At 65.5% G+C, this 21689-nt stretch carries 24 protein-coding genes; 7 read left to right on the forward strand and 17 right to left on the reverse strand.

What is annotated here, in order from left to right:
* Positions 1 to 4: 4 nt before the first annotated feature.
* A complete protein-coding gene (locus CO669_RS10345; protein WP_097659695.1) occupies positions 5 to 1495 on the forward strand; it encodes an HWE histidine kinase domain-containing protein in 1491 nt (496 codons plus the stop codon).
* Positions 1496 to 1582: 87 nt separating this feature from the next.
* On the opposite strand, the gene CO669_RS10350 is transcribed toward CO669_RS10345, so the two are convergent.
* The gene (locus CO669_RS10350; protein ID WP_097659696.1) at positions 1583 to 1798 is read right to left on the reverse strand and encodes a hypothetical protein; all 216 of its coding nucleotides are present in this window, start codon (positions 1796 to 1798) and stop codon (positions 1583 to 1585) included.
* A gap of 139 nt (positions 1799 to 1937) precedes the next feature.
* On the opposite strand from CO669_RS10350, the gene CO669_RS10355 reads away from it, so the two are divergent.
* The gene (locus CO669_RS10355) at positions 1938 to 2195 is read left to right on the forward strand and encodes a hypothetical protein (protein WP_097659783.1); all 258 of its coding nucleotides are present in this window, start codon (positions 1938 to 1940) and stop codon (positions 2193 to 2195) included.
* Between the two features lie 94 nt (positions 2196 to 2289).
* Positions 2290 to 2538: a hypothetical protein gene (locus CO669_RS10360; RefSeq protein WP_097659697.1), complete on the forward strand. Its 249-nt coding sequence runs from the start codon at positions 2290 to 2292 to the stop codon at positions 2536 to 2538.
* 100 nt (positions 2539 to 2638) lie between these two features.
* Here the strand turns inward: CO669_RS10360 and CO669_RS36315 are convergent, their stop codons facing one another.
* Both CO669_RS36315 and CO669_RS10370 read right to left on the reverse strand, forming a co-directional pair.
* Entirely contained in the window at positions 2639 to 2848 is a 210-nt protein-coding gene (locus CO669_RS36315) for a hypothetical protein (RefSeq protein ID WP_097659698.1), read from the reverse strand.
* Positions 2849 to 2871: 23 nt separating this feature from the next.
* A complete protein-coding gene (locus CO669_RS10370) occupies positions 2872 to 3093 on the reverse strand; it encodes a hypothetical protein (protein WP_097659699.1) in 222 nt (73 codons plus the stop codon).
* A 115-nt stretch (positions 3094 to 3208) separates the two neighbouring features.
* On the opposite strand from CO669_RS10370, the gene CO669_RS10375 reads away from it, so the two are divergent.
* Positions 3209 to 3403, forward strand: coding sequence for a DUF3072 domain-containing protein (locus CO669_RS10375; protein WP_097659700.1), 195 nt, complete (start codon positions 3209 to 3211; stop codon positions 3401 to 3403).
* 80 nt (positions 3404 to 3483) lie between these two features.
* Complete coding sequence (locus tag CO669_RS10380; RefSeq protein ID WP_097659701.1) at positions 3484 to 3774, forward strand: DUF6496 domain-containing protein; 291 nt, start codon at positions 3484 to 3486, stop codon at positions 3772 to 3774.
* A 12-nt stretch (positions 3775 to 3786) separates the two neighbouring features.
* Here the strand turns inward: CO669_RS10380 and CO669_RS10385 are convergent, their stop codons facing one another.
* Both CO669_RS10385 and CO669_RS10390 read right to left on the reverse strand, forming a co-directional pair.
* Positions 3787 to 4149 carry a hypothetical protein gene (locus tag CO669_RS10385; protein ID WP_097659702.1) on the reverse strand — a complete coding sequence of 121 codons (363 nt, stop codon included), beginning with the start codon at positions 4147 to 4149 and terminating at the stop codon, positions 3787 to 3789.
* 274 nt (positions 4150 to 4423) lie between these two features.
* Positions 4424 to 5971 carry a Do family serine endopeptidase gene (locus CO669_RS10390; protein WP_198963934.1) on the reverse strand — a complete coding sequence of 516 codons (1548 nt, stop codon included), beginning with the start codon at positions 5969 to 5971 and terminating at the stop codon, positions 4424 to 4426.
* Positions 5972 to 6186: 215 nt separating this feature from the next.
* Here CO669_RS10390 and CO669_RS10395 point away from each other — a divergent pair, with 215 nt between their 5' ends.
* The gene (locus CO669_RS10395; RefSeq protein WP_198963935.1) at positions 6187 to 7023 is read left to right on the forward strand and encodes a universal stress protein; all 837 of its coding nucleotides are present in this window, start codon (positions 6187 to 6189) and stop codon (positions 7021 to 7023) included.
* A 15-nt stretch (positions 7024 to 7038) separates the two neighbouring features.
* On the opposite strand, the gene CO669_RS10400 is transcribed toward CO669_RS10395, so the two are convergent.
* The 12 genes from CO669_RS10400 to CO669_RS10455 all read right to left on the reverse strand — a co-directional run bounded on the left by CO669_RS10400 (position 7039) and on the right by CO669_RS10455 (position 20420).
* Positions 7039 to 7251: a hypothetical protein gene (locus CO669_RS10400; protein ID WP_097659704.1), complete on the reverse strand. Its 213-nt coding sequence runs from the start codon at positions 7249 to 7251 to the stop codon at positions 7039 to 7041.
* A gap of 183 nt (positions 7252 to 7434) precedes the next feature.
* Positions 7435 to 9312: a putative bifunctional diguanylate cyclase/phosphodiesterase gene (locus CO669_RS10405; RefSeq protein ID WP_097659705.1), complete on the reverse strand. Its 1878-nt coding sequence runs from the start codon at positions 9310 to 9312 to the stop codon at positions 7435 to 7437.
* Positions 9309 to 10460, reverse strand: a complete 1152-nt coding sequence (locus CO669_RS10410; RefSeq protein WP_097659706.1) for an FIST signal transduction protein — start codon at positions 10458 to 10460, stop codon at positions 9309 to 9311. The genes CO669_RS10405 and CO669_RS10410 overlap by 4 nt, the downstream gene beginning before the upstream one ends.
* A gap of 181 nt (positions 10461 to 10641) precedes the next feature.
* On the reverse strand, positions 10642 to 11379 hold the full coding sequence (gene rpe / locus CO669_RS10415; protein ID WP_097659707.1) for a ribulose-phosphate 3-epimerase: 738 nt from the start codon (positions 11377 to 11379) through the stop codon (positions 10642 to 10644).
* Complete coding sequence (cbbX, locus tag CO669_RS10420; RefSeq protein ID WP_097659708.1) at positions 11376 to 12308, reverse strand: CbbX protein; 933 nt, start codon at positions 12306 to 12308, stop codon at positions 11376 to 11378. The genes rpe and cbbX overlap by 4 nt, the downstream gene beginning before the upstream one ends.
* A 99-nt stretch (positions 12309 to 12407) precedes the next feature.
* On the reverse strand, positions 12408 to 12815 hold the full coding sequence (locus CO669_RS10425) for a ribulose bisphosphate carboxylase small subunit (RefSeq protein WP_097659709.1): 408 nt from the start codon (positions 12813 to 12815) through the stop codon (positions 12408 to 12410).
* An 11-nt stretch (positions 12816 to 12826) separates the two neighbouring features.
* Positions 12827 to 14287 carry a form I ribulose bisphosphate carboxylase large subunit gene (locus CO669_RS10430; RefSeq protein WP_097659710.1) on the reverse strand — a complete coding sequence of 487 codons (1461 nt, stop codon included), beginning with the start codon at positions 14285 to 14287 and terminating at the stop codon, positions 12827 to 12829.
* A gap of 38 nt (positions 14288 to 14325) precedes the next feature.
* Positions 14326 to 15411, reverse strand: a complete 1086-nt coding sequence (fba, locus tag CO669_RS10435; protein WP_097659711.1) for a class II fructose-bisphosphate aldolase — start codon at positions 15409 to 15411, stop codon at positions 14326 to 14328.
* A gap of 32 nt (positions 15412 to 15443) precedes the next feature.
* A complete protein-coding gene (gene gap, locus CO669_RS10440; protein WP_097659712.1) occupies positions 15444 to 16451 on the reverse strand; it encodes a type I glyceraldehyde-3-phosphate dehydrogenase in 1008 nt (335 codons plus the stop codon).
* The gene (tkt, locus tag CO669_RS10445) at positions 16448 to 18478 is read right to left on the reverse strand and encodes a transketolase (RefSeq protein WP_097659713.1); all 2031 of its coding nucleotides are present in this window, start codon (positions 18476 to 18478) and stop codon (positions 16448 to 16450) included. The genes gap and tkt overlap by 4 nt, the downstream gene beginning before the upstream one ends.
* 16 nt (positions 18479 to 18494) lie before the next feature.
* Positions 18495 to 19370, reverse strand: coding sequence for a phosphoribulokinase (locus CO669_RS10450; protein ID WP_097659714.1), 876 nt, complete (start codon positions 19368 to 19370; stop codon positions 18495 to 18497).
* A gap of 12 nt (positions 19371 to 19382) precedes the next feature.
* A complete protein-coding gene (locus CO669_RS10455; RefSeq protein ID WP_097659785.1) occupies positions 19383 to 20420 on the reverse strand; it encodes a class 1 fructose-bisphosphatase in 1038 nt (345 codons plus the stop codon).
* 119 nt (positions 20421 to 20539) lie between these two features.
* Between CO669_RS10455 and CO669_RS10460 the strand changes: the two genes are divergently transcribed.
* Entirely contained in the window at positions 20540 to 21517 is a 978-nt protein-coding gene (locus CO669_RS10460; protein ID WP_097659715.1) for a LysR family transcriptional regulator, read from the forward strand.
* Positions 21518 to 21689 lie beyond the last annotated feature (172 nt).

Here is a 21689-nt window from a genome sequence, read left to right on the forward strand (position 1 = left end):
GCGAATGGACCACGAAAAGGTCAACATCCTCCTCGTCGACGACCAGCCGGCCAAGCTGCTCGCCTACGAGGTGATCTTGAAGGATCTCGACGAGAACCTCGTCATCGCCTCGTCCGGACGCGAGGCGCTGGAGGTGCTGCTCAAGACCGAGATCGCGGTGATCCTGGTCGACGTCTGCATGCCCGAGCTCGACGGCTTCGAGCTCGCCGCGATGATCCGCGAGCATCCGCGCTTCCAGAAGACCGCGATGATCTTCATCTCCGCCATCCAGGTCAGCGACATCGACCGGTTGCGCGGCTACGAGATGGGCGCGGTCGACTACGTGCCGGTCCCGGTCGTGCCGGAGGTGCTGCGTGCCAAGATCAAGGTGTTCTGCGAACTCTACCGCAAGACCCGCGAGCTCGAACGGCTGAACCAGGAGCTTGAGGATCGCGTCCGCGCACGCACGGCGGAACTGGAAAACTCCACCGCGAAGCTGCGCGAGAGCGAGCAGCGGCGCAGCATGGCGATCGCCGCCGGCAAGATGGGCTCCTGGGACTGGGACTGGATCAGCGGCGACTGGATGTGGGACGAGGGGCAGTATCGCATCTTTGGCGTCAGCCCCGAGAGCTTCGAGGTCAACCCGCCCAACGTTCAGGCGCTGCTGCATCCCGATGACGTCGATCAGTTGCGCAAGGCGATTGCCGAGTTCAACAAAGGCACGCGGGCCTACGAGACCGAATTCCGCATCATTCGGCCCGACGGAGAGGTGCGCTGGTGCGTCGGCACGGCGGCGGCGACGGTGGACGACAACAGCCGGGTCGTGCGCGTGAGCGGCGTCACCGTGGACATCACCGAACGCAAGCGTGCCGAGGAACGGCAGAACCTGCTGGCACGGGAAGTCGATCATCGTGCCAAGAATGCGCTGGCGCTGGCGCAGTCGATCGTGCGCCTCACCCGTGCCGACGAGGTCAAGGCCTATGTCAGCGCCGTCGAGGGCCGCATCAATGCGCTCGCGCGCGTGCACACCATCCTGTCGCTGTCGAGCTGGCAGGGCGCCGAGCTCTCCAGGCTGATCGACGAGGAGCTTGCGCCCTACTCGCTCGGCGGCCAGATCGTATTGGCGGGGCCCAAGGTCCAGCTGCTGCCGACGACGGCCCAGACCTTGGCGCTCGCGCTGCACGAGCTGTTCACCAACTCGGCCAAGTACGGCGCGCTCTCGACCCGGTCGGGACGGCTCGCGATCGGCTGGCAGGTCGAGGACCAGTTGCTGACGCTGAGCTGGGAGGAATCCGGCGGTCCGCTCGTCATGACGCCGAAATCCCGCGGCTTCGGCACGCGGAGCCTGCTTGCGAGCGTCGAGTCGCAGCTTGGTGGACAAGCACAGTTCGACTGGCGAGCTGAAGGCCTGTTATGCCGTCTGGAGGTGCCGTTGACACGCAAGACGTCGGCGACGAGCGCATCCGGCAAGTTCGAGGATGCCAGCTCCGCGGAATTGCAGCGCGCATCGGGTTAGACGTTTTCGAGCGAATGGTCGCATCGAGACCGCGGCAGCACGAGGGAAGCGAGCCGTGCCTTCCGGCGAGACCGGAAGGCAAAGAGCTTAGCCGGACGCCATCATCCGTCGCGCCGCCCGCGGTTCGCGCGCGACCCGGCCTTCGAGCCAGGCCTCCGTACAGGCGAGATCGCGGAGCGCCCGGGCGTAGCGTCGCGCCGCGCTTCGCTCCGCGCCGCGCGGTAGCTTGCGCGCCTTGCGCAGAATGTCCGCGGCCGCGTTGCGGTAGGCCAGCGAGCGGTAAAGAAAGACAACCTTACCCATAGCGAATGTTCCCGTTTGACGTGCCCATCCTCGCAAGCCCGGCATGAACGCCCGATGAAGCCGAAGATGACAATTCCTTCATTCGTTTGGAACCGGCAAATCGCGCGGGCGTTGCACGTCAGATCGGGATATGGTTCCCATGCGCGCAAGAAAGTCGCACGACCTGATCTCTGCGAGAGGCCTCATCAAGCTGATGACGCATGCCATGATGGGCGCGGCCCTCGGCCTCGTCTTCGGTCTCGTACTGATCCTTTGCAATCCCGCCGTCGCCAGCCTGCTCAATCACGGCGGAAGCCAGGCCGCGACTGTCTTTGCCCTCACATTGGTGACGACGTTCGCGATCGGCGCGACCCTCACCGGCGTCGTGTTCATCCTCGTCGAGGACAAGCAATCTTGAAGCATGGTGAAGCGCGGCAGAACCTTTGTGAGGAACTCCAGCGCCAAATGTCGGTTGGCTGCCTGCGTCAATTTAACTCAGGGAGTTCCTCCGCATGACAACGACCAAGCTCGTTCTCACCGCAATGCTGGCCACCGGCCTTGCCGCCGCGCCGCTCGCCGCGCAGGCCAAGTCGCACAAGGCCAAACATGGTTCTTCGATGTCGTCGTCGCAGACCACCGGCGCCAACACCAAGGCGTCGAAGGGCGCAGATCCCTCAGGCCAGGGCGGTTCGGGTCCCGGTTCAGACCAGGGTGGCACCATGACGAACCAGAACAGCAAGGGCATGAGCAACACCAAGTGAGCTCATGCCACTGCCACCAAAGGCCCCGCGGCAACGCGGGGCCTTTGATGTCGTGATGATTGTCGGCTCGCACGCGGCATCGGCGGACGCCGGCGTCAGCTCATTGCGGTCGACGCATTCCGAGGCTGAGCCCGCGGCTTGCAGAGTCCGTCTTCACGAGTTGCTCGAGCTGCGCCCGCTTACGTCCGATCAGAAGCTGGGCCGCGGCATCATCGAGACCCGCACGCTGCAATTGCCGGATGGCAGAGCCGAGTTCGAGAATCTCAGCGCGTAACCGCAGGATCCGGTAAGCGTCCGGGTCGTCCTCCACGACGCCTCCCCCTCCTCGACGGTTCAGCGCCGCGAGATCGCGCGCCCGGACCTGCCGACGGTCTTCACGAAATGAAGGCGAACCGGGTTGCGGACGTCAGGCAGGACATCGCCGCCGCCGGCAGCCTTCCACTCGCCGATCAGAAGATTGATCTTCCGGCGCAGCTCCATCTGCGCCAGGGCCTTCTCGGTGCAATCGCGATCGCTGTCGATGGAAGCGCGCACGGCCGCCTCGGCGCCGGCCATTTCCAGTCTCAAGGCGCTGATTTTGCGTCGAATTTCATTAATTCTGTTGTCCATGGCTTGTTAGAACAAAATAAGAACATATAGTCAAGCCAGGAATTCAGGAGGGAGATGTCAGATGCAGGTTCAAGGTCAATTCAACGCCAGGGTCTTTCTCGCCGAGCAGATGACCCGGGCGCAGGGGCTGAAGCTGAAACGGCTGAGTGAAGAGGCCTATCAGCCCGCACAATTTGCGCGCGATCTGTCCTTCACTGAAGCTGCACGGCGCATCCGGGTGCTGGAAGCGGAGATCGAGCTGGCGAATTCCTTCTAGGTTTGCGCCCGCAACCTGCTACGCCTTTTCGGAACGATGCCCGCGTCGAATGGTTCTCCCCCGGCCAAGGGAGAATATGCATGGCACGCAAGGCAAAGAAGCGCCGCTACTCGCGCAGCTCCGGCAGCGATGTCGAAAGCGAGATGCGGCGATACAAGAAGGGCACGGCGAAGAGCGGTCGCAAAGGCCGTGGCGGACGCGTGAAGAGTCGCAAGCAGGCGATCGCGATCGGACTGTCGAAGGCACGCAAGAAGGGCAAGAAGGTCCCCAAGAAAACAGCGAAGAAGGCCGCGAAGAAGAAGGCGGCCAAGAAGAGGACGGCCAGGAAGACAGCCAGGAAATCGTCGAAGCGCAAATCCAGCAAGCGTTGACGCTGACTGATCTCAGATCATGCTGCCCGGCATGAAGCAGCGGATCGAAACCCCGAACGCGGTCTTCACCGGCCACACCATGGTGCGGCCGGCGCGGTTCGGCTCGGTGATGACGGCTTCATCAGGCACTTCGACCCACTCCCCGTCGAGACGCACGCGATAGTGCCCGTTGTGCGAATCCCAGTCGGGATCGGCGACGGCAAAGCCATCGGCATCCGAGCAGCACGGCCCGAGATGGCTGCGCAGGCTGTCGAACCAGGGCTTGAGCGGCGAGTCCGCGTAGCGGCCGTCATCACGGCCGAGCGCGTTGCCGCCCCAGAGCACGAATGGCGCCGCAAGCAGCGCCCCCCTCAGCGAGAGCTTCAATCGATCCATGTCGGCACCGATCAAATCCGAACCACCGGCCAGTTCCACAAAGCGGGCGGAAGTTCGAAGTTCCACGCTTGCAACCCTGTCTGTGCGGCGTCATTGCCGCAGAAGGTTGCGCGACACGGAACTCTGAGCGGCGAACACGGCTTTTTCGTATGAAGCGGGTCACCATCTCTGCCGTTAACGAGAATGTTATCGGGGGCCCGCCGCGAGCTTGAAGGCGAAAGGAAAGGGCGACCCGAGGGTCGCCCTTTTGAATGGAGAGGAATGGTCGTTCGCCTCAGGCGAGCGGCACCGCGACGAACCGCGTCGCCTCCGCGCTTTTGACCTGCAGCAGCACGCTGCGCTTGCCGGACGATTTGGCCTGCGTCAGCTCCGCGCGCACGTCGCCGACATTGGCGACGGCCTTGCCGCCGACATTGAGGATGACGTCGCCGGTCTGGATGCCGCGCTGCGCCGCCGGCCCTTGCGGATCGACTTCGGTGACGACGACGCCCTTCTGGCCGGCGCCCTGGACCTCACCGGCCGGCGCCAGGCCGAGACCGAGACGCGGTGTGCCGGCGTTCGGCTGTCCCCTGCCCTCGTCGGCCCCGCCGTTTGCCTTGGCCTGCCGCTCGTTCGGCAACTCGCCGAGGGCGAGGGTCAGCGTCTTGGTCCCGCCGTTGCTGAAGACGTCGAGCTTCACCGAGCTGCCGGGGGCGAGCGTTGCGATGGTGCGCGCGAGATCGCGGGAGTCCCTGACCGGCGTGCCGTTGACGGCGGTGATGACGTCACCCGCCGCGATGCCCGCCTTCGCCGCCGGGCTGCCATCCTGCGGATTGTCGACGATGGCGCCGCGCGCCTCCTTCAGGCCGAGACTGTCGGCGATCTCCGATGTCACCGGCTGCACCTGCACGCCGAGCCAGCCGCGGGTCACCGCACCCTTGTCCTTCAGCTGCGCGACGACGAGCTTTGCGGTCGAGGCCGGAATGTCGAAGCCAATGCCGACCGAGCCGCCGGAGGGCGAGAAGATCGCGGTGTTCACGCCGATCACGTTGCCGCTCATGTCGAAGGCCGGACCGCCGGAATTGCCCTTGTTGATGGGCGCGTCGATCTGGATGAAGTCGTCATACGGACCGTTGCCGATGTCGCGGCCACTGGCCGAGACGATGCCGGCCGTCACGGTGCCGCCGAGACCGAAGGGATTGCCGACCGCAACCACCCAGTCGCCGATGCGCGGCTTCTGGTCGGAGAACTTGACGAACGGAAAGTCCGTCTTGCCGTCGACCTTGATCAGCGCGAGATCGGTCTTCGGATCGGTGCCGACGACCTTCGCGGTGTAGCTCTTGCCGTCATCCATCGTCACCTGCACCGAGGCGGCGTGGTCGACGACGTGGTTGTTGGTCACGGCATAGCCGTCGGCGGAGATGAAGAAGCCGGAGCCTTCGCCGGTGATCATCTGATGGCGCTGGCGCGGCATGCCGTTCGGGCCGCCCGGAAAGCGGAAGCCGAACTGCCGCGAGAACTGGTCGAACGGCGTCTGCTCGTCCTGGTCCATCCGGTTCTGTTGCAGCATGGCGCTCTGGTCGTTGTCCTGGTCGATCCTGACCCGCACCGAGATGACGGCGGGCTTGACCTTGCTGACGAGGTCGCCGAAGCCCGGCGGGGTCGCGGCGGATTCCGCGGCCTGGGCCGGTGCGATGAAGGAACCCGGACCGAACTTCGAAGAGCCGGGAGAGGCCGCCAGCACGGCCACGCCGAGCGCGGCGACGGTGCCGAGCAGCGCGAGCCGGCGCGGCCTCAAGATCTTGCGGGACGTCGGGGTGTCGGAATTGGCGCGATCGTTCATGTCGAAATGTCCATGTTGGATAGGATGTCGCCTTGCCTCCAACATGGACATCCTCACCTTACGGTGTCCCGTCCATCCGATTAAATCTTGGCAAAGAACATGCGAGCGGGCTCGGCTGCGGCAAGGTGCGTCCCTCGCATTTGATGCAGCTCAACGCGGGTCTTGCAGGCAGTGAAACACTGCGGCCACCGGATGATGTTCATCGGAGGCGCCCCATGTACAAAGATATTCTCGTTCACATCCCCACCGAACGTCCCATGCGCTCCGCGATCGATGGCTCGATTTCGCTGGCGGCGCAGTTCAACGCCCATCTCGACGCGGTCGCGGTCGGCTATGTCGCGACCAGTGCAGCCTACGTGATGGAGGGCGGCGCCGCGGTCGCCGCCGTGTTCGAGCTCGAACGCGAGCGCGCCGTGGAGCGGGCCGAGGCCGCGCTCTCGGTGTTCGAAATCGAAGCGGCGAACGCCGGCATCGCCTACGCCTGCCGCCCGCTCGGCGCGATCCCGGTCGATGCGGCCGGCTCGCTCGGCGAGATGGCGCGACTGCACGACCTCAGCGTCGTGCTTCAGCCCGAGCCGGCGCACGGCTCGTTCGACAACGACGTGCCGGGCGAGATCCTGTTCCAGTCGGGCGGTCCGGTGCTGTTCCTGCCCTACACCTTCCACGGCGCGTTCACGGCGGGGCGGATCGGCATCTGCTGGGACGGCAGCCGCGTCGCGGCCCGCGCCGTGCACGACGCCGCTCCGTTCCTGGCGCGCGCCGACGAGGTCGTGATCATCACCGTCAACGAAGCCAAGGCGGTCTCGGACGAGGCTTCAGCGAACAATCTCGCAAGGCATCTCGGCCGGCGCGGACTGTCGACCCGCACGGTCAGCCTGACGGCGACGCGCGCCGACATCCAGCCGACCATCCTGTCCCTGGCGGCCGATGAGTCCCTCGATCTGCTGGTGATGGGCGGCTACGGCCATTCGCGCTTGCAGGAACGCGTTCTCGGCGGCGTCACCCGCGCCATGCTGGAAGCCATGACGGTGCCGACGCTGATGTCGCATTGAGGCTGACGGGCGCCGTCAGGCCGCGACCGGGGTCTCCCAGGTCGCGGGCGGCTCGGCGGCCTCGTCGTGCTTCAGGTTGCACGCGTCGAAATGCGCCTTGAGCGCGACCTCGGCAAGATATTCGAAATGTTCGGCCTGGCCGAGCAGTTGCCAGTTCTGGAGCGGCCGGTAGGCCGCCTGCTGACGACAGAGGGACGCCAGCGCCCGGTAGCGACGTACGTTCTCCATGAGACCCTCCCTCGCACTCCCTGAGCTTATTACTCCAATTTGCGTCAGGCCGATGGCGGTTGTGCAAAAGATTTGCTGCGCCCGTCGCGCGCGCCTGGCCTCGCCTCGTTGTTTAGGAAATATATATCCGGCCCAAAGTTCCAAACGGGCAGCGGCTGACGCGGGGAACCGAGGTCCGACGGCTCAAGCGTAGAGCCGGCGCTCCACGGTCACCCCGACCAGGTCGAGATAACGTTCGATCAGGTCGGGCCGGCCGACCAGATAGCCCTGCATCTCCTCGCAGGCCTCGCGCGCCAGGAAGGCGCGCTGCGCTTCCGTCTCCACCCCCTCGGCAATGACCGGGATATGCAGGGCGTGCGCGAGGCTCAGCACCGCACGGACGATCTCGGCCGATTGCGGCGTCGCTTCGAGATTGGAGATGAAGCCCCGATCGATCTTGATCTTGTCGAACGGGAACGACTGCAGATAGGACAGCGAGGAATAGCCGGTGCCGAAATCGTCCATCGCGATGCGGACGCCGAGCGCTTTCAGCCGCCGCAGCAGATTGAGTGCGCGGTTGAAATCGCCGATCAGCACGCCCTCGGTGATCTCGACCTCGAGCCGCGTCGGCGTCAGCCCCGTTTCCAGCAGGATCTGGTGGATCGAACGTTCGAGATCGCCGGCCTGGAACTGGACCGGCGACAAATTGACGGCGACCTGCAACGGACGCGGCCAGGATGCCGCCTCGCGGCACGCTTCGCGCAAGACCCATTCGCCGATCTCGACGATCAGCCCGTTCTCCTCGGCCAGCGGAATGAACTGGTCCGGCGGCACGAAGCCCCGCGTCGGATGATTCCAGCGCAGCAGCGCCTCGAAGCCGATGACCTCGCCATCCACCCGCGCCTGCGGCTGGAAATAGACCAGGAACTGGTTCTGCTCGAGCGCCTGACGCAGATCGTGCTGCAACAGCCTGCGGTCGCGCAACTCCTGATCCATCTCGGATTCGAAGACGCGGACGCGCCCCCTGCCCTCGCGCTTGGCACGATAGAGCGCCGAATCGGCGTTGGCGAGCAGCGTGGCGGCATTCACGCCGTCATCCGGATAGAACGCGATGCCGACGCTGAGCCCGACATGGGGCAGATAATCGTCGACCTCGAGCTCCGTGCCGATCGTCTCGACCAGCCGTTCGGCGAGGCCCAGAACGTCCTCGCGGTTGATGTCGTCCGGCATCAGGATCATGAACTCGTCGCCGCCGATACGGGCCACGAAGGCGCCGTCGGCTTCCGCGGCAAGCCGGTCCGCCGCCGCCCGCATCAGCATGTCGCCGACGGGGTGACCGAACACGTCGTTGACCTCCTTGAAGCGGTCGAGATCGAGGCTGAGCACGGCAAAACTGGTCGCCGCCTCCTGCGCCTGCTCCAACCGCTCGCCAAGCGCGGCGTTGAAGGCGCTGCGGTTCGGCAGGTCGGTCAACGCATCATGATGTGCAAGATGGCTGATCCGCGCCTCGTTCGTGATCCTCTCGGTGACGTCCTCGATCACGCCGACCAGATATTGCGGCGCGCCGCCGCCGTCCCTGATCAGCAGCTTGCGCGAATTGACCAGACGATCGCGGCCCTTGACGCCGACTTCGAGCAGATGCCCCTCGAGGAACATCGGCGTCCCGCTGTCGACGACACGGCGATCCTGCTCGTTGACGACGCGGGCGATCTTGTCCGGAAAGATCTGTTCCGGCGTCTTGCCCAGCATCTCCTCGCGCGGCATTCCGTAATATTCTTCGCCGGCGCGATTGAGCAGAATGTAGCGGGAGTCCTTCGCATCCTTGGCGAACACCGCGATCGGAATATTCTCGATGATGCTGTCGAGGAATTCGCGCGCCCGCCCCAGATCCTGTTCGGCACGCTTATGCGTCTGTTCGAGCTCCTCGATCATCAGCTTGATCGCACGGTCGGTGCTGCGACGATCGCCATCGCTCTCCTCGTAGGCCGCGCTGACGAGCTCGCCGAGCTTGGTCAGATCGACCTTGCCGGATTCGTCCGTCGACTGCCGGATCTGTCTGGCGAGTAGCCGATGCATGGTCACGCCGCCGCCTCCGCGATCACGGTGACGGTCATGGTCTGGTTGTGCAGTTCGCAGCGGCCGGACGCGGCCGGCGGCGCGATCTCGCCGTAGGAGTAGAATCCGATCCGGACGACATCATCGCCGAGCTCGGCCGCAACGGCATCCAGCTCGTCCTGGGTGCGCTGCCCCATCACCCTGCGGCGGCCGGTGCAGCTCACCAGGATCGCAAGCTTGTCCCCGGCAATCTCGTCCGCGAGTGCGCTGCGCGCCTGCCGGCCGGCCTCGCCGGCACCTGCGGCGAGACTGTCGAAATTGGCGCGCATCAACTGCGCGGTGCATCCCTCGGGAATGTCGGCGGCGAAGGTCAGGCTGCGGGCATTGCGATCCACTGCGAAAACGGAGCGCACGATCTGCCGATCCGGCTCGGCCTCGTCATGAATGCGCATCGGGAAGGCGAGTCCCGAACCCGGCATTGCCGCGGCCTCCTCCTCGCCGAGGTAACGGGTGTAGAGGTCGAGCGGCGGTTCACCGTCGAGCTGCATCACCACGGACCCTTCGGATCTCGTGACCTTTCGGCTCGGACCAAATACGTCCCATCCGCCGGCGCAGCCATGCGCGAAGCGGAAGGACGCGCCGTAGAAGCCGATGGCGGCGATGCGGTTGGGCACCGGCTCGCCATCAACCCCGACCAGGGTGTGTTCGAATTTGGTGGCGTCGGCCGCGAGCCCGCCCGTGACAGGCAAGTCCGGTCCGACGATCCCGTTGATGCCGGCAACCAGTTCGTTCCCATTGGCCACCAGCCCGTCGGACAGAACGAAGAGGCCTGCCAGATCGGGAGCCGCCAATTGCCGGGCGATCCGCTCGCCGCAGGCTCGCGAGTCGTCGCGTGACGCAACGATCTCGCTCGCAAGCCGCACCTGCGTGCGCTCGAAACGCAGGGCGACGGCAACGACTTCGTCGTCACTGATGTCATCGCCGTGAATCTGCCCACCGGCGCTGCAACCGACGATATGGCCGTCGGGATAGAGGCCGCGCAGCTCGCGATAGCGCTCGCCGCTTTCCAGTCCCTCACGACTGCCGAAATAGAGCACGAGCTGGGCGGGCTCGCGCAGGGCATTCGCTCCGCGCCAACCATGGGCAGCATTCCAGTGAAGGTATTGAATGTGCATCCCACGCGCTCTCTGCAGTTCTTGAACCACAGATTGTGGAGCGGCGCATTGCGTCGTCGTTAATCGGGAGCCGGCTTCGACACCGTTGGTTACCTCGGCATGAAAGCGGCTGCGGATTCGCGATCAATTCTCCGTAGGACCCCGGAGAGGAGGCCGCGCGCGCGTGCTGCACCTCCGTAATCTACCGGATGCGCGCAGCCTCGCCGACGCGCATCGGTTGCGCCGAACTATCCTGCCGTTTTCGAACCCGTCCCGTCTCGGCAGCAATGCGAATGGCCTCGATGTTTGCGGCATAGTCGGCGACGCTCTTGCCGCGAAACACCGCGGAACCTGCCACCAGCGTATCGGCGCCGGCCGCCGCCACCGCAGCGGCATTGTCGCGCGTGATGCCGCCGTCGACCTCGAGCCTGATCGGCCGGTCGCCGATCATGGCCTTGATACGTTCGATCTTCGGAAGCTGGGATTCGAGGAACGACTGACCGCCAAATCCTGGATTGACCGTCATCACCAGCACGAGATCGATGCGATCGAGGACATATTCGATCGCGCTCGCGGGAGTGGCGGGACACAGGCTGACACCGGCCTTCTTGCCGAGCGCACGGATGGCCTGGAGCGAACGGTCGAGATGGGCGCCGGCTTCGGCGTGAATGGTGATGAAATCGGCCCCCGCCTTCGCGAACGCTTCGAGATAGGGATCGACAGGCGCGATCATGAGATGCACGTCGAAGATCTTCTTCGTCATCGGCCGGATGGCCTTGATGACATCGGCGCCGAAGCTGATGTTCGGCACGAAATGTCCGTCCATGACGTCGCAATGGATCCAGTCGGCGCCGGCCGTGTCGATTGCCGCGATCTGCTCGCCGAGGCGCGCGAAATCCGCAGCCAGGATCGAGGGAGCGACGACGATCTCTCCGGTCATGGCTTTGCACTCCGCGCATCCGCGCCGCCGCTGAAGACGCGGCTCGCCAGGACATCCATGGGATCGATGGTTTCGAGATCGGCGACATCGAGCATGCGGTCGAGATCGGACACCAGGCGATCGGCCAGCCGCAGGCGGATGCGGTCGACCGCGTTGCGGATCGACCGCGCATTGGAGAAGAACGGCTGGGTCCGGCGCAGTGCGATGTATTTCTCGAACGCCTCGCGCGCCGACGCCGAGAGGCGATAGCCCCGCTCCTTCAGCATCAGCTCGGCGATGACGAGCAGTTCGTCCTCCGCATAGTCCGGGAATTCGATGTGGTGGGCGATGCGCGAGCGGAAGCCGGGATTGGAGGCGAAGAAGCTCGTCATGCGCTCGCCATAGCCGGCGAGGATCACGACGAGATCCTCGCGCTGGTTCTCCATCACCTGGAGCAGGATCTCGATCGCCTCCTGGCCGTAGTCGCGCTCATTGTCGGGCCGGTGCAGGTAATAGGCCTCGTCGATGAACAGCACGCCGCCCATCGCCTTCTTCAGGATCTCCTTCGTCTTCGGCGCGGTGTGACCAATGTATTGGCCGACGAGGTCGTCGCGCGTCACCGAGATCACCTGCCCGCGCCGCACGAAGCCGAGCCCGTGCAGAATCCTGGCCATGCGCAGCGCGACCGTGGTCTTTCCGGTGCCGGGATTGCCGGTGAACGACATGTGCAGCGTCGGCGGCGCCGAGGCCAGGCCCGCACGCTGCCTGATACGTTCGATCAGCAGCAGCGAGGCGATCTGGCGCACGCGGTTCTTCACCGGCCTCAATCCGACCAGCTCCTGATCCAGTTGCTGCAGCGTGTCGGTGATCCCGGCCGCTTCGGCCTCCTTGCGGAGATCGAATTGGGTCTCGCTGGGCTCAGTCGTGGTTGCGTGGGGCACATCGAGCATAAGGACCTCGAAAAAAGGGCTTCGCCGCGAGGGAGGCGGCGAAGCAGTTGGTCCGCCAAGGATCCGGAGCAGGGAGAGCTCCGTGCGGAAACGGATGACCTAGGTTGACGCCTGCGCGGCGTGCTTGCGCACGGTGGTGTAACGGATCGCCCGGCCGCCGACCTCCTGCCGCACCAGCTCGAACTCGGCCTCCTTCGGCGGCCGGTTGACCAGGAAGGAGATCCGCACCGATTCCCAGCCGTGGCTGGAATCGAAGCCGCTGATGCGGATGTAGCGGTCGCCGTACACCCTGCGGCACTCCGCGAGCTCCATCATCACGCCGGCGGCGTCCTGTAGGTCGAACATCGGCAGGCCCCACATCTCCCAATAGGTATTGCGGGGATGGGGATCGTCGGTGAACTCGATGTTCACCGCCCAGCCGTTGCCAAGGCAATACTGCACCTGCTTGGTGATCTGGTCGTCGGTCAGATCGGGCAGGAACGAAAAGCAACCCTGAGTGAGTTTCATGCTGCGTCTCCCTAGACGGTTTCGAGCGCCGTCGGCACGAAGTCCGGCGTGTCGGTGGATTGATAGTTGAAAGTCACGTCCTTCCAGACCTCGAGCGCCGCCTTCAGCGGCGTGCAGGTCTCGGCTGCCCTCGCCAGGATCTCCGGGCCTTCATGGACGTAATCGCGGCCCTCGTTACGGGCGAGGATCATCGCTTCCAGCGCCACGCGGTTGGCGATCGCACCGGCCGCGATCCCCATGGGATGGCCGATGGTGCCGCCGCCGAATTGCAGCACGACGTCTTCGCCGAGCAAGTCGAGCAGCTGGTGCATCTGGCCGGCATGGATGCCGCCGGAGGCAACCGGCATCATCTTGTTGAGGCTCGCCCAGGACTGGTCGAAGAACAGGCCGTGCTCGAGCTTGGCCGGATTGAAGTCCTCGCGGCAGACGTCGTAATAGCCGCGCGTGGTGTTGGGGTCGCCCTCGAGCTTGCCGACCACCGTGCCGGCGTGGATATGGTCGACGCCGGCGAGGCGCATCCACTTCGCGATGACGCGGAACGAGACGCCGTGGATCTTCTGCCGCGTATAGGTCGAGTGACCGGCGCGATGCAGATGCAGGATCATGTCGTTGCGCCGCGCCCATTTGGCCATCGACTGGATCGCGGTGTAGCCGATCACGAGGTCGATCATGACGATGCACGACCCGAGCTCCTTGGCGAACTCCGCACGCTCGTACATGTCCTCCATCGTCCCCGCAGTGATGTTCAGGTAGGTGCCCTTCACCTCGCCCGAGGCCGCCTGGGCCCGGTTCACCGCCTCCATGCAATAGAGGAAGCGGTCGCGCCAGTGCATGAAGGGCTGCGAGTTGATGTTCTCGTCGTCCTTGGTGAAGTCGAGCCCGCCCTTCAGCGCCTCGTAGACCACGCGGCCATAGTTGCGGCCCGACAGCCCCAGCTTCGGCTTCACCGTTGCGCCGAGCAGCGGCCGGCCGAACTTGTCGAGGCGCTCGCGCTCGACCACGATGCCGGTCGCAGGCCCCTGGAACGTCTTCACATAGGCGACCGGGAAACGCATGTCCTCCAGCCGCAGCGCCTTGAGCGGCTTGAAGCCGAACACGTTGCCGATGATCGAAGCGGACAGGTTCGCGATCGAGCCCGGCTCGAACAGGTCGAGGTCATAGGCGATGTAGGCGAAATACGAACCCGGCGAGCCCGGCACCGGATCGACCCGGTAGCACTTTGCGCGGTACTTCTCCGCCGCAGTCAGGCGATCGGTCCACACGACGGTCCAGGTCGCGGTCGAGGACTCACCGGCCACCGCGGCAGAGGCCTCGATCGGATCGACGCCCTCCTGCGGAGTCACCCGGAACAACGCGATGACGTCGGTGTCCTTTGGCGTGTAGTCGGGCTCCCAATAGCCCATGCGCTTGTACTCCATCACGCCGGAGCGATAGCGCTCTTTGCCGCGGACCGTGCCTGCATGTGCGTTCATGTCTCTCTCCTGTTCTTTTCTCTGCTCTTTCCGATTGATCAGGCCGCGACGGACTCGCGGGCGTCGATACGTGGGTCGAGCTCGCCGGCGCGGTAGCGCCGTGCCATCTCGCTCAAGGGAACGACCTTGATCTTGCTGGCGTGGCCTGCAGTGCCGAACTGCTCGAAGCGCTCGCGGCAGAGCTCGCGCATCGCGTCCATCGCGGGCTTGAGGAATTTGCGCGGATCGAATTCCGAGCGCGTCTGCGCCGCGACCTTGCGGAACACCGCGGTCATCGCGAGGCGACAATCGGTGTCGATGTTGACCTTGCGCACGCCGCTCTTGATGCCGCGTACGATCTCCTCGACCGGCACGCCCCAGGTCTGCGGCATCTCGCCGCCGAACTGATTGAACATGTCCTGCAGCGGCTGCGGCACCGAGGAGGAGCCGTGCATGACCAAATGCGTGTTCGGCAGCCGGCGGTGGATCTCCTCGACCACCCGCATCGCCAGGATGTCTCCGTCCGGTTTGCGGCTGAACTTGTAGGCGCCGTGCGAGGTGCCCATCGCGATGGCGAGCGCATCGACCTTGGTGGCACGGACGAAATCGACGGCCTGATCGGGATCCGTCAGGAGCTGGTCGTGGCTGACCGTGCCCTCGACGCCGTGGCCATCCTCCTGCTCGCCGCCGCCATGTTCGAGCGACCCCAGAACGCCAAGCTCACCTTCGACGGAGGCACCGACCCAATGCGCGAGATCGACGACGCGGCGGGTGATCGCGACATTGTAGTCGTAGTCGGCCGCGGTCTTGGCATCGGCCTTCAGCGAGCCATCCATCATGACGGACGTGAAGCCATGGGCGATGGCGGAGGCGCAGGTCGCCTCGTCATTGCCGTGGTCCTGATGCATGCAGAGCGGAATGTCCGGATACGTCCGCTCCAGCGCGTCGATCATGTGCGAGAGCATGAGATCGCCGGCATAGCTGCGCGCGCCGCGCGAGGCCTGCATGATGACGGGCGCGTCGACCTCGGCGGCCGCCTGCATGATCGCGATGCCCTGCTCCATGTTGTTGATGTTGAACGCCGGCACCGCGTAGCCATGAGATGCGGCGTGGTCGAGCAATTGTCGAAGGGTAATACGTGCCAAGGGATTTCTCCGTTTCCTGTCTTTCCGTCAGCTCAGATCAGCCGGCCCATCGCAGCGGCGGTGTCGGCCATGCGGTTGGAAAAGCCCCATTCGTTGTCGTACCAGCTCATGACCCGCACGAGATTGCCGTCCATCACCTTGGTCTGGTCGAGATGCACGATGCTGGAGCGCGGATCGTGATTGAAGTCGGTGGAGACGTTCGGCGCGTCGGTCACGCCCAGGACATCCTTCAACCGTCCTTTGGCCGCAGCCTGGACCGCATCGTTGATCTCCTTCGCGCTCGTTGCGCGCTTGGCGACGAACTTGAAGTCGACCACCGACACGTTCGGCGTCGGCACACGGATCGCCACGCCGTCGAGCTTGCCCTTCAGCGCCGGCAGCACCAGCCCCACCGCCTTGGCTGCGCCAGTCGTGGTCGGGATCATCGACAGCGCCGCAGCGCGGGCGCGATAGAGGTCCTTGTGGAAGGTGTCGAGCGTCGGCTGGTCGCCGGTGTAGGAATGGATCGTGGTCATGAAGCCCTTCTCGATCCCGACGGCCTCGTCCAGCACCTGGGCGAGCGGAGCGAGGCAGTTGGTCGAGCAGGAGGCATTGGAGACCACGATGTGATCACCGGTCAGCGCGAGATGGTTGACGCCGAACACGACGGTGAGATCGACCTCGCTCGCAGGCGCCGAGACCAGCACGCGCTTCGCCCCGGCCTGAAGATGCGCGGCGGCCTTCTCGCGCGAGGTGAACAGGCCCGTACATTCCAGCGCGATATCGACACCGAGCGCGCGATGCGGCAGCTGCGCCGGATCCTTGATCGCGGTCACCTTGATCGGACCACCGCCGACGTCGATCGTATCGCCGTCGACCTTGACCTCGCCCGGGAAGCGGCCGTGAACGGAGTCGAAGCGCAGCAGATGGGCGTTGGTCTCGACCGGACCGAGGTCGTTGATCGCGACCACCTCGATATCGTTGCGGCGGGACTCGGCGATCGCGCGCAGCACGTTGCGACCGATCCGGCCAAATCCGTTGATGGCGACACGCAAGCTCATGCTGTTCTTCCCTGGTTCCGACGTGCGATCGAGCGCCTGGCCGCCTCTGCGATGCTTTGTGGCGTGATGCCGAATTCGCGGTACAGCACCGGCGCCGGCGCCGAGGCGCCGAAGCCGCGCATGCCGACGAACTCGCCGTCGGCGCCGATCCAGCGATGCCAATCGCCGGCAACGGCCGCCTCGACGCCGACACGCGGCGCGGTGCCGAGCACGGCGGCGCGATAATCGTCCGGCTGCTCCTCGAACAGGGCGAAGCACGGCGCTGACGCCACGGCCGCACGGATGTGCTCCGTTGCGAGCAAGCGAGCCGCTTCCAGCGCGATCGAGACTTCCGAGCCGGTTGCGATCAGCGTCACGTCGCGGCCGCCGTCCGGGGAGACGACGAGATAGGCACCGCGCGCGACACGGTTTCGGCCGCGCGCATCGCTGCGGAAGGTCGGCAGCGCCTGCCGCGACAGGCACAGCACCGACGGACGGCTCTCGGAGCCGAGTGCGCAGTCCCAGGCCTCGAGCGTCTCCACCGCGTCGGCGGGACGGAACACCAGCAGGTTCGGAATGACGCGCAGCGCCGCGAGATGCTCGACAGGCTGATGCGTCGGACCATCCTCGCCGAGCCCGATGGAGTCGTGCGTCATCACGTGGATGGCGCGCAGCCGCATCAGCGCCGAAAGGCGGATCGCGGGCCGGCTGTAATCGGAGAACGCCAGGAACGTGCCGCCATAGGGGATGAAGCCGCCATGCAATGCGAGGCCGTTCATCGCGGCGGCCATGCCGTGCTCGCGAATGCCGTAGTGGATGTAGTCGCCGGCGAACGCCCCGCACTTGACCGGAGCTTGCGTCTTGGCATGCGTGAGGTTCGAATGCGTCAGGTCCGCGGAGCCGCCGACCAGGCCGGGAATGGTCCCGGCGATACCGTCGAGCACCTGTTGCGAGGCCTGCCGCGTCGCAAGCTTCGGCCGCTCGGACGCGAAACGTTCGCGCAGTTTCGCGGCCGCCAGCGCATAGGCGGCCGGCAGCGCAACGGCCTTGCCCTCGACGAACAGATCGCGCTGCTCTGGCGTCGCGCGCTCATAGCGATCGAGCCAGGCGAGACGGTCGACCTGTCCGCGCTGCCCGATCATGCGCCAGGCCTTGAGCACCGGGATCGGCACCACGAAGGGCTGATAATCCCAGCCCAGCGTGCGGCGCGCCGCCGCGGTCTGCTCGGTCCCGAGCGGCGCGCCATGCACCTTCTCGGTGCCCTGCCGATCGGGCGCGCCGTAGCCGATGATGGTGCGGCAGGCGATCAGCGACGGCTTTGCGGTCTCCCGCTCCTCCGCAATCGCCTGTGCGACGGCTTCGGGATCGTGTCCGTCGACGCGGCGCACCGACCAGCCGGAGGCGGCGAAACGCGCGAGTTGATCGTCGGATGTCGCGAGCGAGGTCGGACCGTCGATGGAGATGCCGTTGTCGTCGAACAGCACGATCAGGCGGCCGAGCCCGAGATGGCCTGCCAGCGAGATCGCCTCCTGGCTGAGGCCCTCCATCAGGCAGCCGTCGCCGGCGATGACATAGGTGAAGTGATCGACGAGCCCGTCGCCATGCCGCGCATTGGCCATGCGCTCGGCGAGCGCCATGCCGACTGCCGTCGCGATGCCCTGCCCCAGCGGCCCCGTCGTGGTCTCGACACCAGGCGTGTGGCCATACTCGGGATGCCCCGGCGTCTTCGAGCCCCATTGCCGGAAGGCCTTGATGTCGTCGATGCTGACGTCGCCGCCGGTCAGATGCAGCAGCGCATAGAGCAGCATCGAGCCATGGCCCGCCGACAGCACGAAGCGGTCGCGGTCCGGCCAGTTCGGATGCGCCGAGTCGAATTTGAGGAAGCGCGAGAACAGCACGGTCGCGACGTCGGCCATGCCCATGGGCAGGCCGGGATGCCCCGACTGCGAGGCCTCGATGGCATCGACCGCGAGGAAGCGGACGGCGTTGGCGAGATCGTTGTGCGCGACCCTATTGAGGTCGGCTTCGGCATGAACCGAGATGTTCATCGAATTCTCCCCTTGTTCACTTGAGGTTTCGCTTGCGCTCGATGAGCTGCATGATCAGCGGCGTCAGGATCAGCTGCATCGCCAGATCGAGCTTCGCGCCGGGACAGACGATCGAGTTCGCGCGCGACATCCAGCTCTGCGGCAGCATCGAGAGCAGATAGGGGAAGTCGATGCCGCGCGGATTCTTGAAGCGGATCACGACCATGGATTCGTCGGGCGTCGGGATCCAGCGGGCGACGAATGGATTGGAGGTGTCCACCGTCGGCACGCGCTGGAAGTTGATGTCGGTCTCGGTGAATTGCGGGCAGATGTAGTGGATGTAATCGGGCATCCGCCGCAGGATGGTGTCGGTGACGGCCTCGGTCGAATAGCCGCGCGCGCTGCGATCGCGGTGCAGCTTCTGGATCCATTCGAGATTAATGACCGGCACGACGCCGATCTTGAGATCGGCATAGCGCGCGACATTGACCTTGTCGGTGACCACGGCGCCGTGCAGGCCCTCGTAGAACAGCAGCTCGGAATTTTCCGGCAGCTTCTTCCAATCGGTGAAGGTGCCGGGCGCTGCGCCGTGCAACGCGGACTCTTCGGCATCGTGCACGTAGTGACGCGTCACCGCCGTGCCGGTCTCGCCGTAGTCGCGAAACGCGCGCTCCAGTTCCTCGAACAGGTTGGTCTCGGGGCTGAAATGGCTGAAATGCTTGTTGCCGCGCTCGGCCTCCTTGGCCATCTGCGTACGCATCTCGGCGCGGTCATAGCGGTGGAATGCGTCGCCCTCGATGTAGGCGGCGTTGACCTTCTCGCGGAAGAATATCTGCTCGAAGGTCTTCTTGACCGAGGTGGTGCCGGCGCCGGAGGAGCCGGTGATCGAGATGATCGGATGCTTCCTGGACATCGGACGCCCTCCTTACAGCCGGAAGAATCCGCGCCGCGCGAATAGCGGCGCCGAGACGCTGGCGACGAGCACCGGATCGCAGTGCAGCTCCTCGACGCGCCGCACCTCGTTGCTCGAGCCCATGATCAGCGGCACGCGCTGGTGCAGGTTTTGCGCCGAGAGATCGAGGACGCGCTCGCGTCCCGTGGTGGCGGAGCCGCCGGCCTGCTCGATGATCATGGCCATCGGATGCGCCTCGTAAGTCAGGCGCAGGCGGCCGTCGCCATAGCCGGGGCGCGCATCGGAGGGATAAAGGAACACACCGCCGCGGGTGAGGATGCGATAGGCCTCGGCGACCAGCGAGCCGACCCAACGCATGTTGAAATCGTGGTTGGCCGGACCTTCGACGCCGGCGAGGCACTCGTCGATGAAGGCGCGCACCGGCGGATCCCAGTGCCGGCGGTTCGAGGCGTTGATCGCGAATTCCTCGCAGGTCTCTGCGATCTGCACGCCGCTGCGCGCGAGGCGGAAGCAGCCCGCCTTGCGGTCGAGCGTGAAGATGTCGACGCCCTCGCCGAGCGTCAGCACCAGCGAGGTCTGCGGGCCGTAGGTGACGAAGCCTGCCGCAAGCTGCGCCGAGCCGCGCTGATGGAAGGCGAGCGACAGGTCGTCGGGCGCGGGCAGGATCGAGAAGATCGTGCCGACGGTCATGTTGATGTCGATGTTGGAGGAGCCGTCGAGCGGATCGATCGCGATGCAGATGCGGCCCTCGCGGTCGCCGATCTGGGCCTCGCGCATCTCTTCCGACGCCAGCGCCGCGATCGGCAGCTTGCCCAGGCAGCGGCGCAGGATCGCGTCGGCCTGGACGTCGAGGTCGCGCTGGACGTCGCCGTCGCTGTTGCGCCCCGTGGTCAGGCCTGAGGCATCGGCGAGATCGCCGGTGGCGATGAGGTCAGCGATCTCGATGGCCGCCGCGGCGATGGCGTCGACCGCGGCCGCCACAGCCAGCGCGTGCGGCGCGGTCTCGGAATACCGTTGAAGGTGATCGTCCAGCCTGAGTTGCCCGGTCATCTGCGTCCATCCCCTGTGCCGGCGCGCATCCATTCCCTCCCCTCTGGAGGTCGGTAGCGATCAGTCCCGGCATCAGGAGATTGACAGGGGCAGCTTAATAAGGAAAATTTCTATTCATAATGAGCGTCAAAGATTTTTCTTATAATGGCTCCAGCCATGCGGCGGCCCAGCTCCGGCATTTGACGATCCGGCAGCTGCGCTCGCTCGCGGCGCTCTCGGCCAAGGGCAGCGTGACGGCGGCGTCCGGCCATCTCGGGCTGACCCAGCCGGCCGTGACCCAGCAACTCCGCCAGCTTCAGGACCTTGCCGGCCTGCCGCTGGTGCAGCGGACTGGCGACGGCATGCTGCTGACCGAGGCGGGCAAGGAGGTGCTGGCGCTGGCCGAGCGGGTCGAGGCCGCCATCACGGACTGCCAGGGCGCGCTCGATCTGCTGGCGGGACGGACCGGCGGCACGGTGCATCTCGGCGCGGTCTCGACCGCCAAATATTTCGTGCCGCATGCGATCGCGGCGTTCTCCAAGCGCTACCCCAAGATCGAGATCAAGCTGACCATCGGCAATCGCGAGGAAATCCGCGAGGCCATGCACGGCTACGACCTCGATTTCGCGGTGATGGGTCGGCCACCGGCCGACGTCACCGTCGATGTGCGCCAGCTCGGGCGCAATCCGCACATCATCGTCGCGCGCAAGGGGCACTGGCTGGAGAAGGATTCCGGCCTCAACCTCACCGACCTCGTGCACGAGACCTTCCTCACCCGCGAACCCGGCTCGGGCACGCGGACGCTGATGGAGGGCATGTTCCAGCGCTCCGATCTCGAGCCGATCATCGGCATGGAGATGAGCAGCAACGAGACCATCAAGCAGGCGGTGATCGCCGGGCTCGGCATCGCCTTCATCTCGGCTCACACGGTGGCGCATGAACTCGCGGAAGGCCGCCTCGTCGTGCTCGACGTCGCGGGCCTGCCGATCGTGCGGCAATGGTACGTGATCCGCCGCAGCGACAAGGTGCTGCTGCCGCCGGCGCAGGCGATGTTCGATTTTCTGGGCTCGGAAGGGGCGAACTATCTGCCCGACGTGCCGGAGTTCGGAGGACGCTAGTCCGCCGGCACTCAGCTCATCAGCTTCATCGCGACGGTCGCCGCCAGGATCACGATGATCTGGAGCAGGCGCTCCGTCGTGAAGATGCGGTTGAACGTGGTCATCGCTTGCCCCGGCCGAGGTGAAGGAGGTTTCGATCGGCCCGTTGCTAGCACAGACGCTCCGCCAGACA

Origin of the sequence: Bradyrhizobium sp. Y36 (assembly GCF_002531575.1) — a bacterium.
Lineage (GTDB): Bacteria > Pseudomonadota > Alphaproteobacteria > Rhizobiales > Xanthobacteraceae > Bradyrhizobium.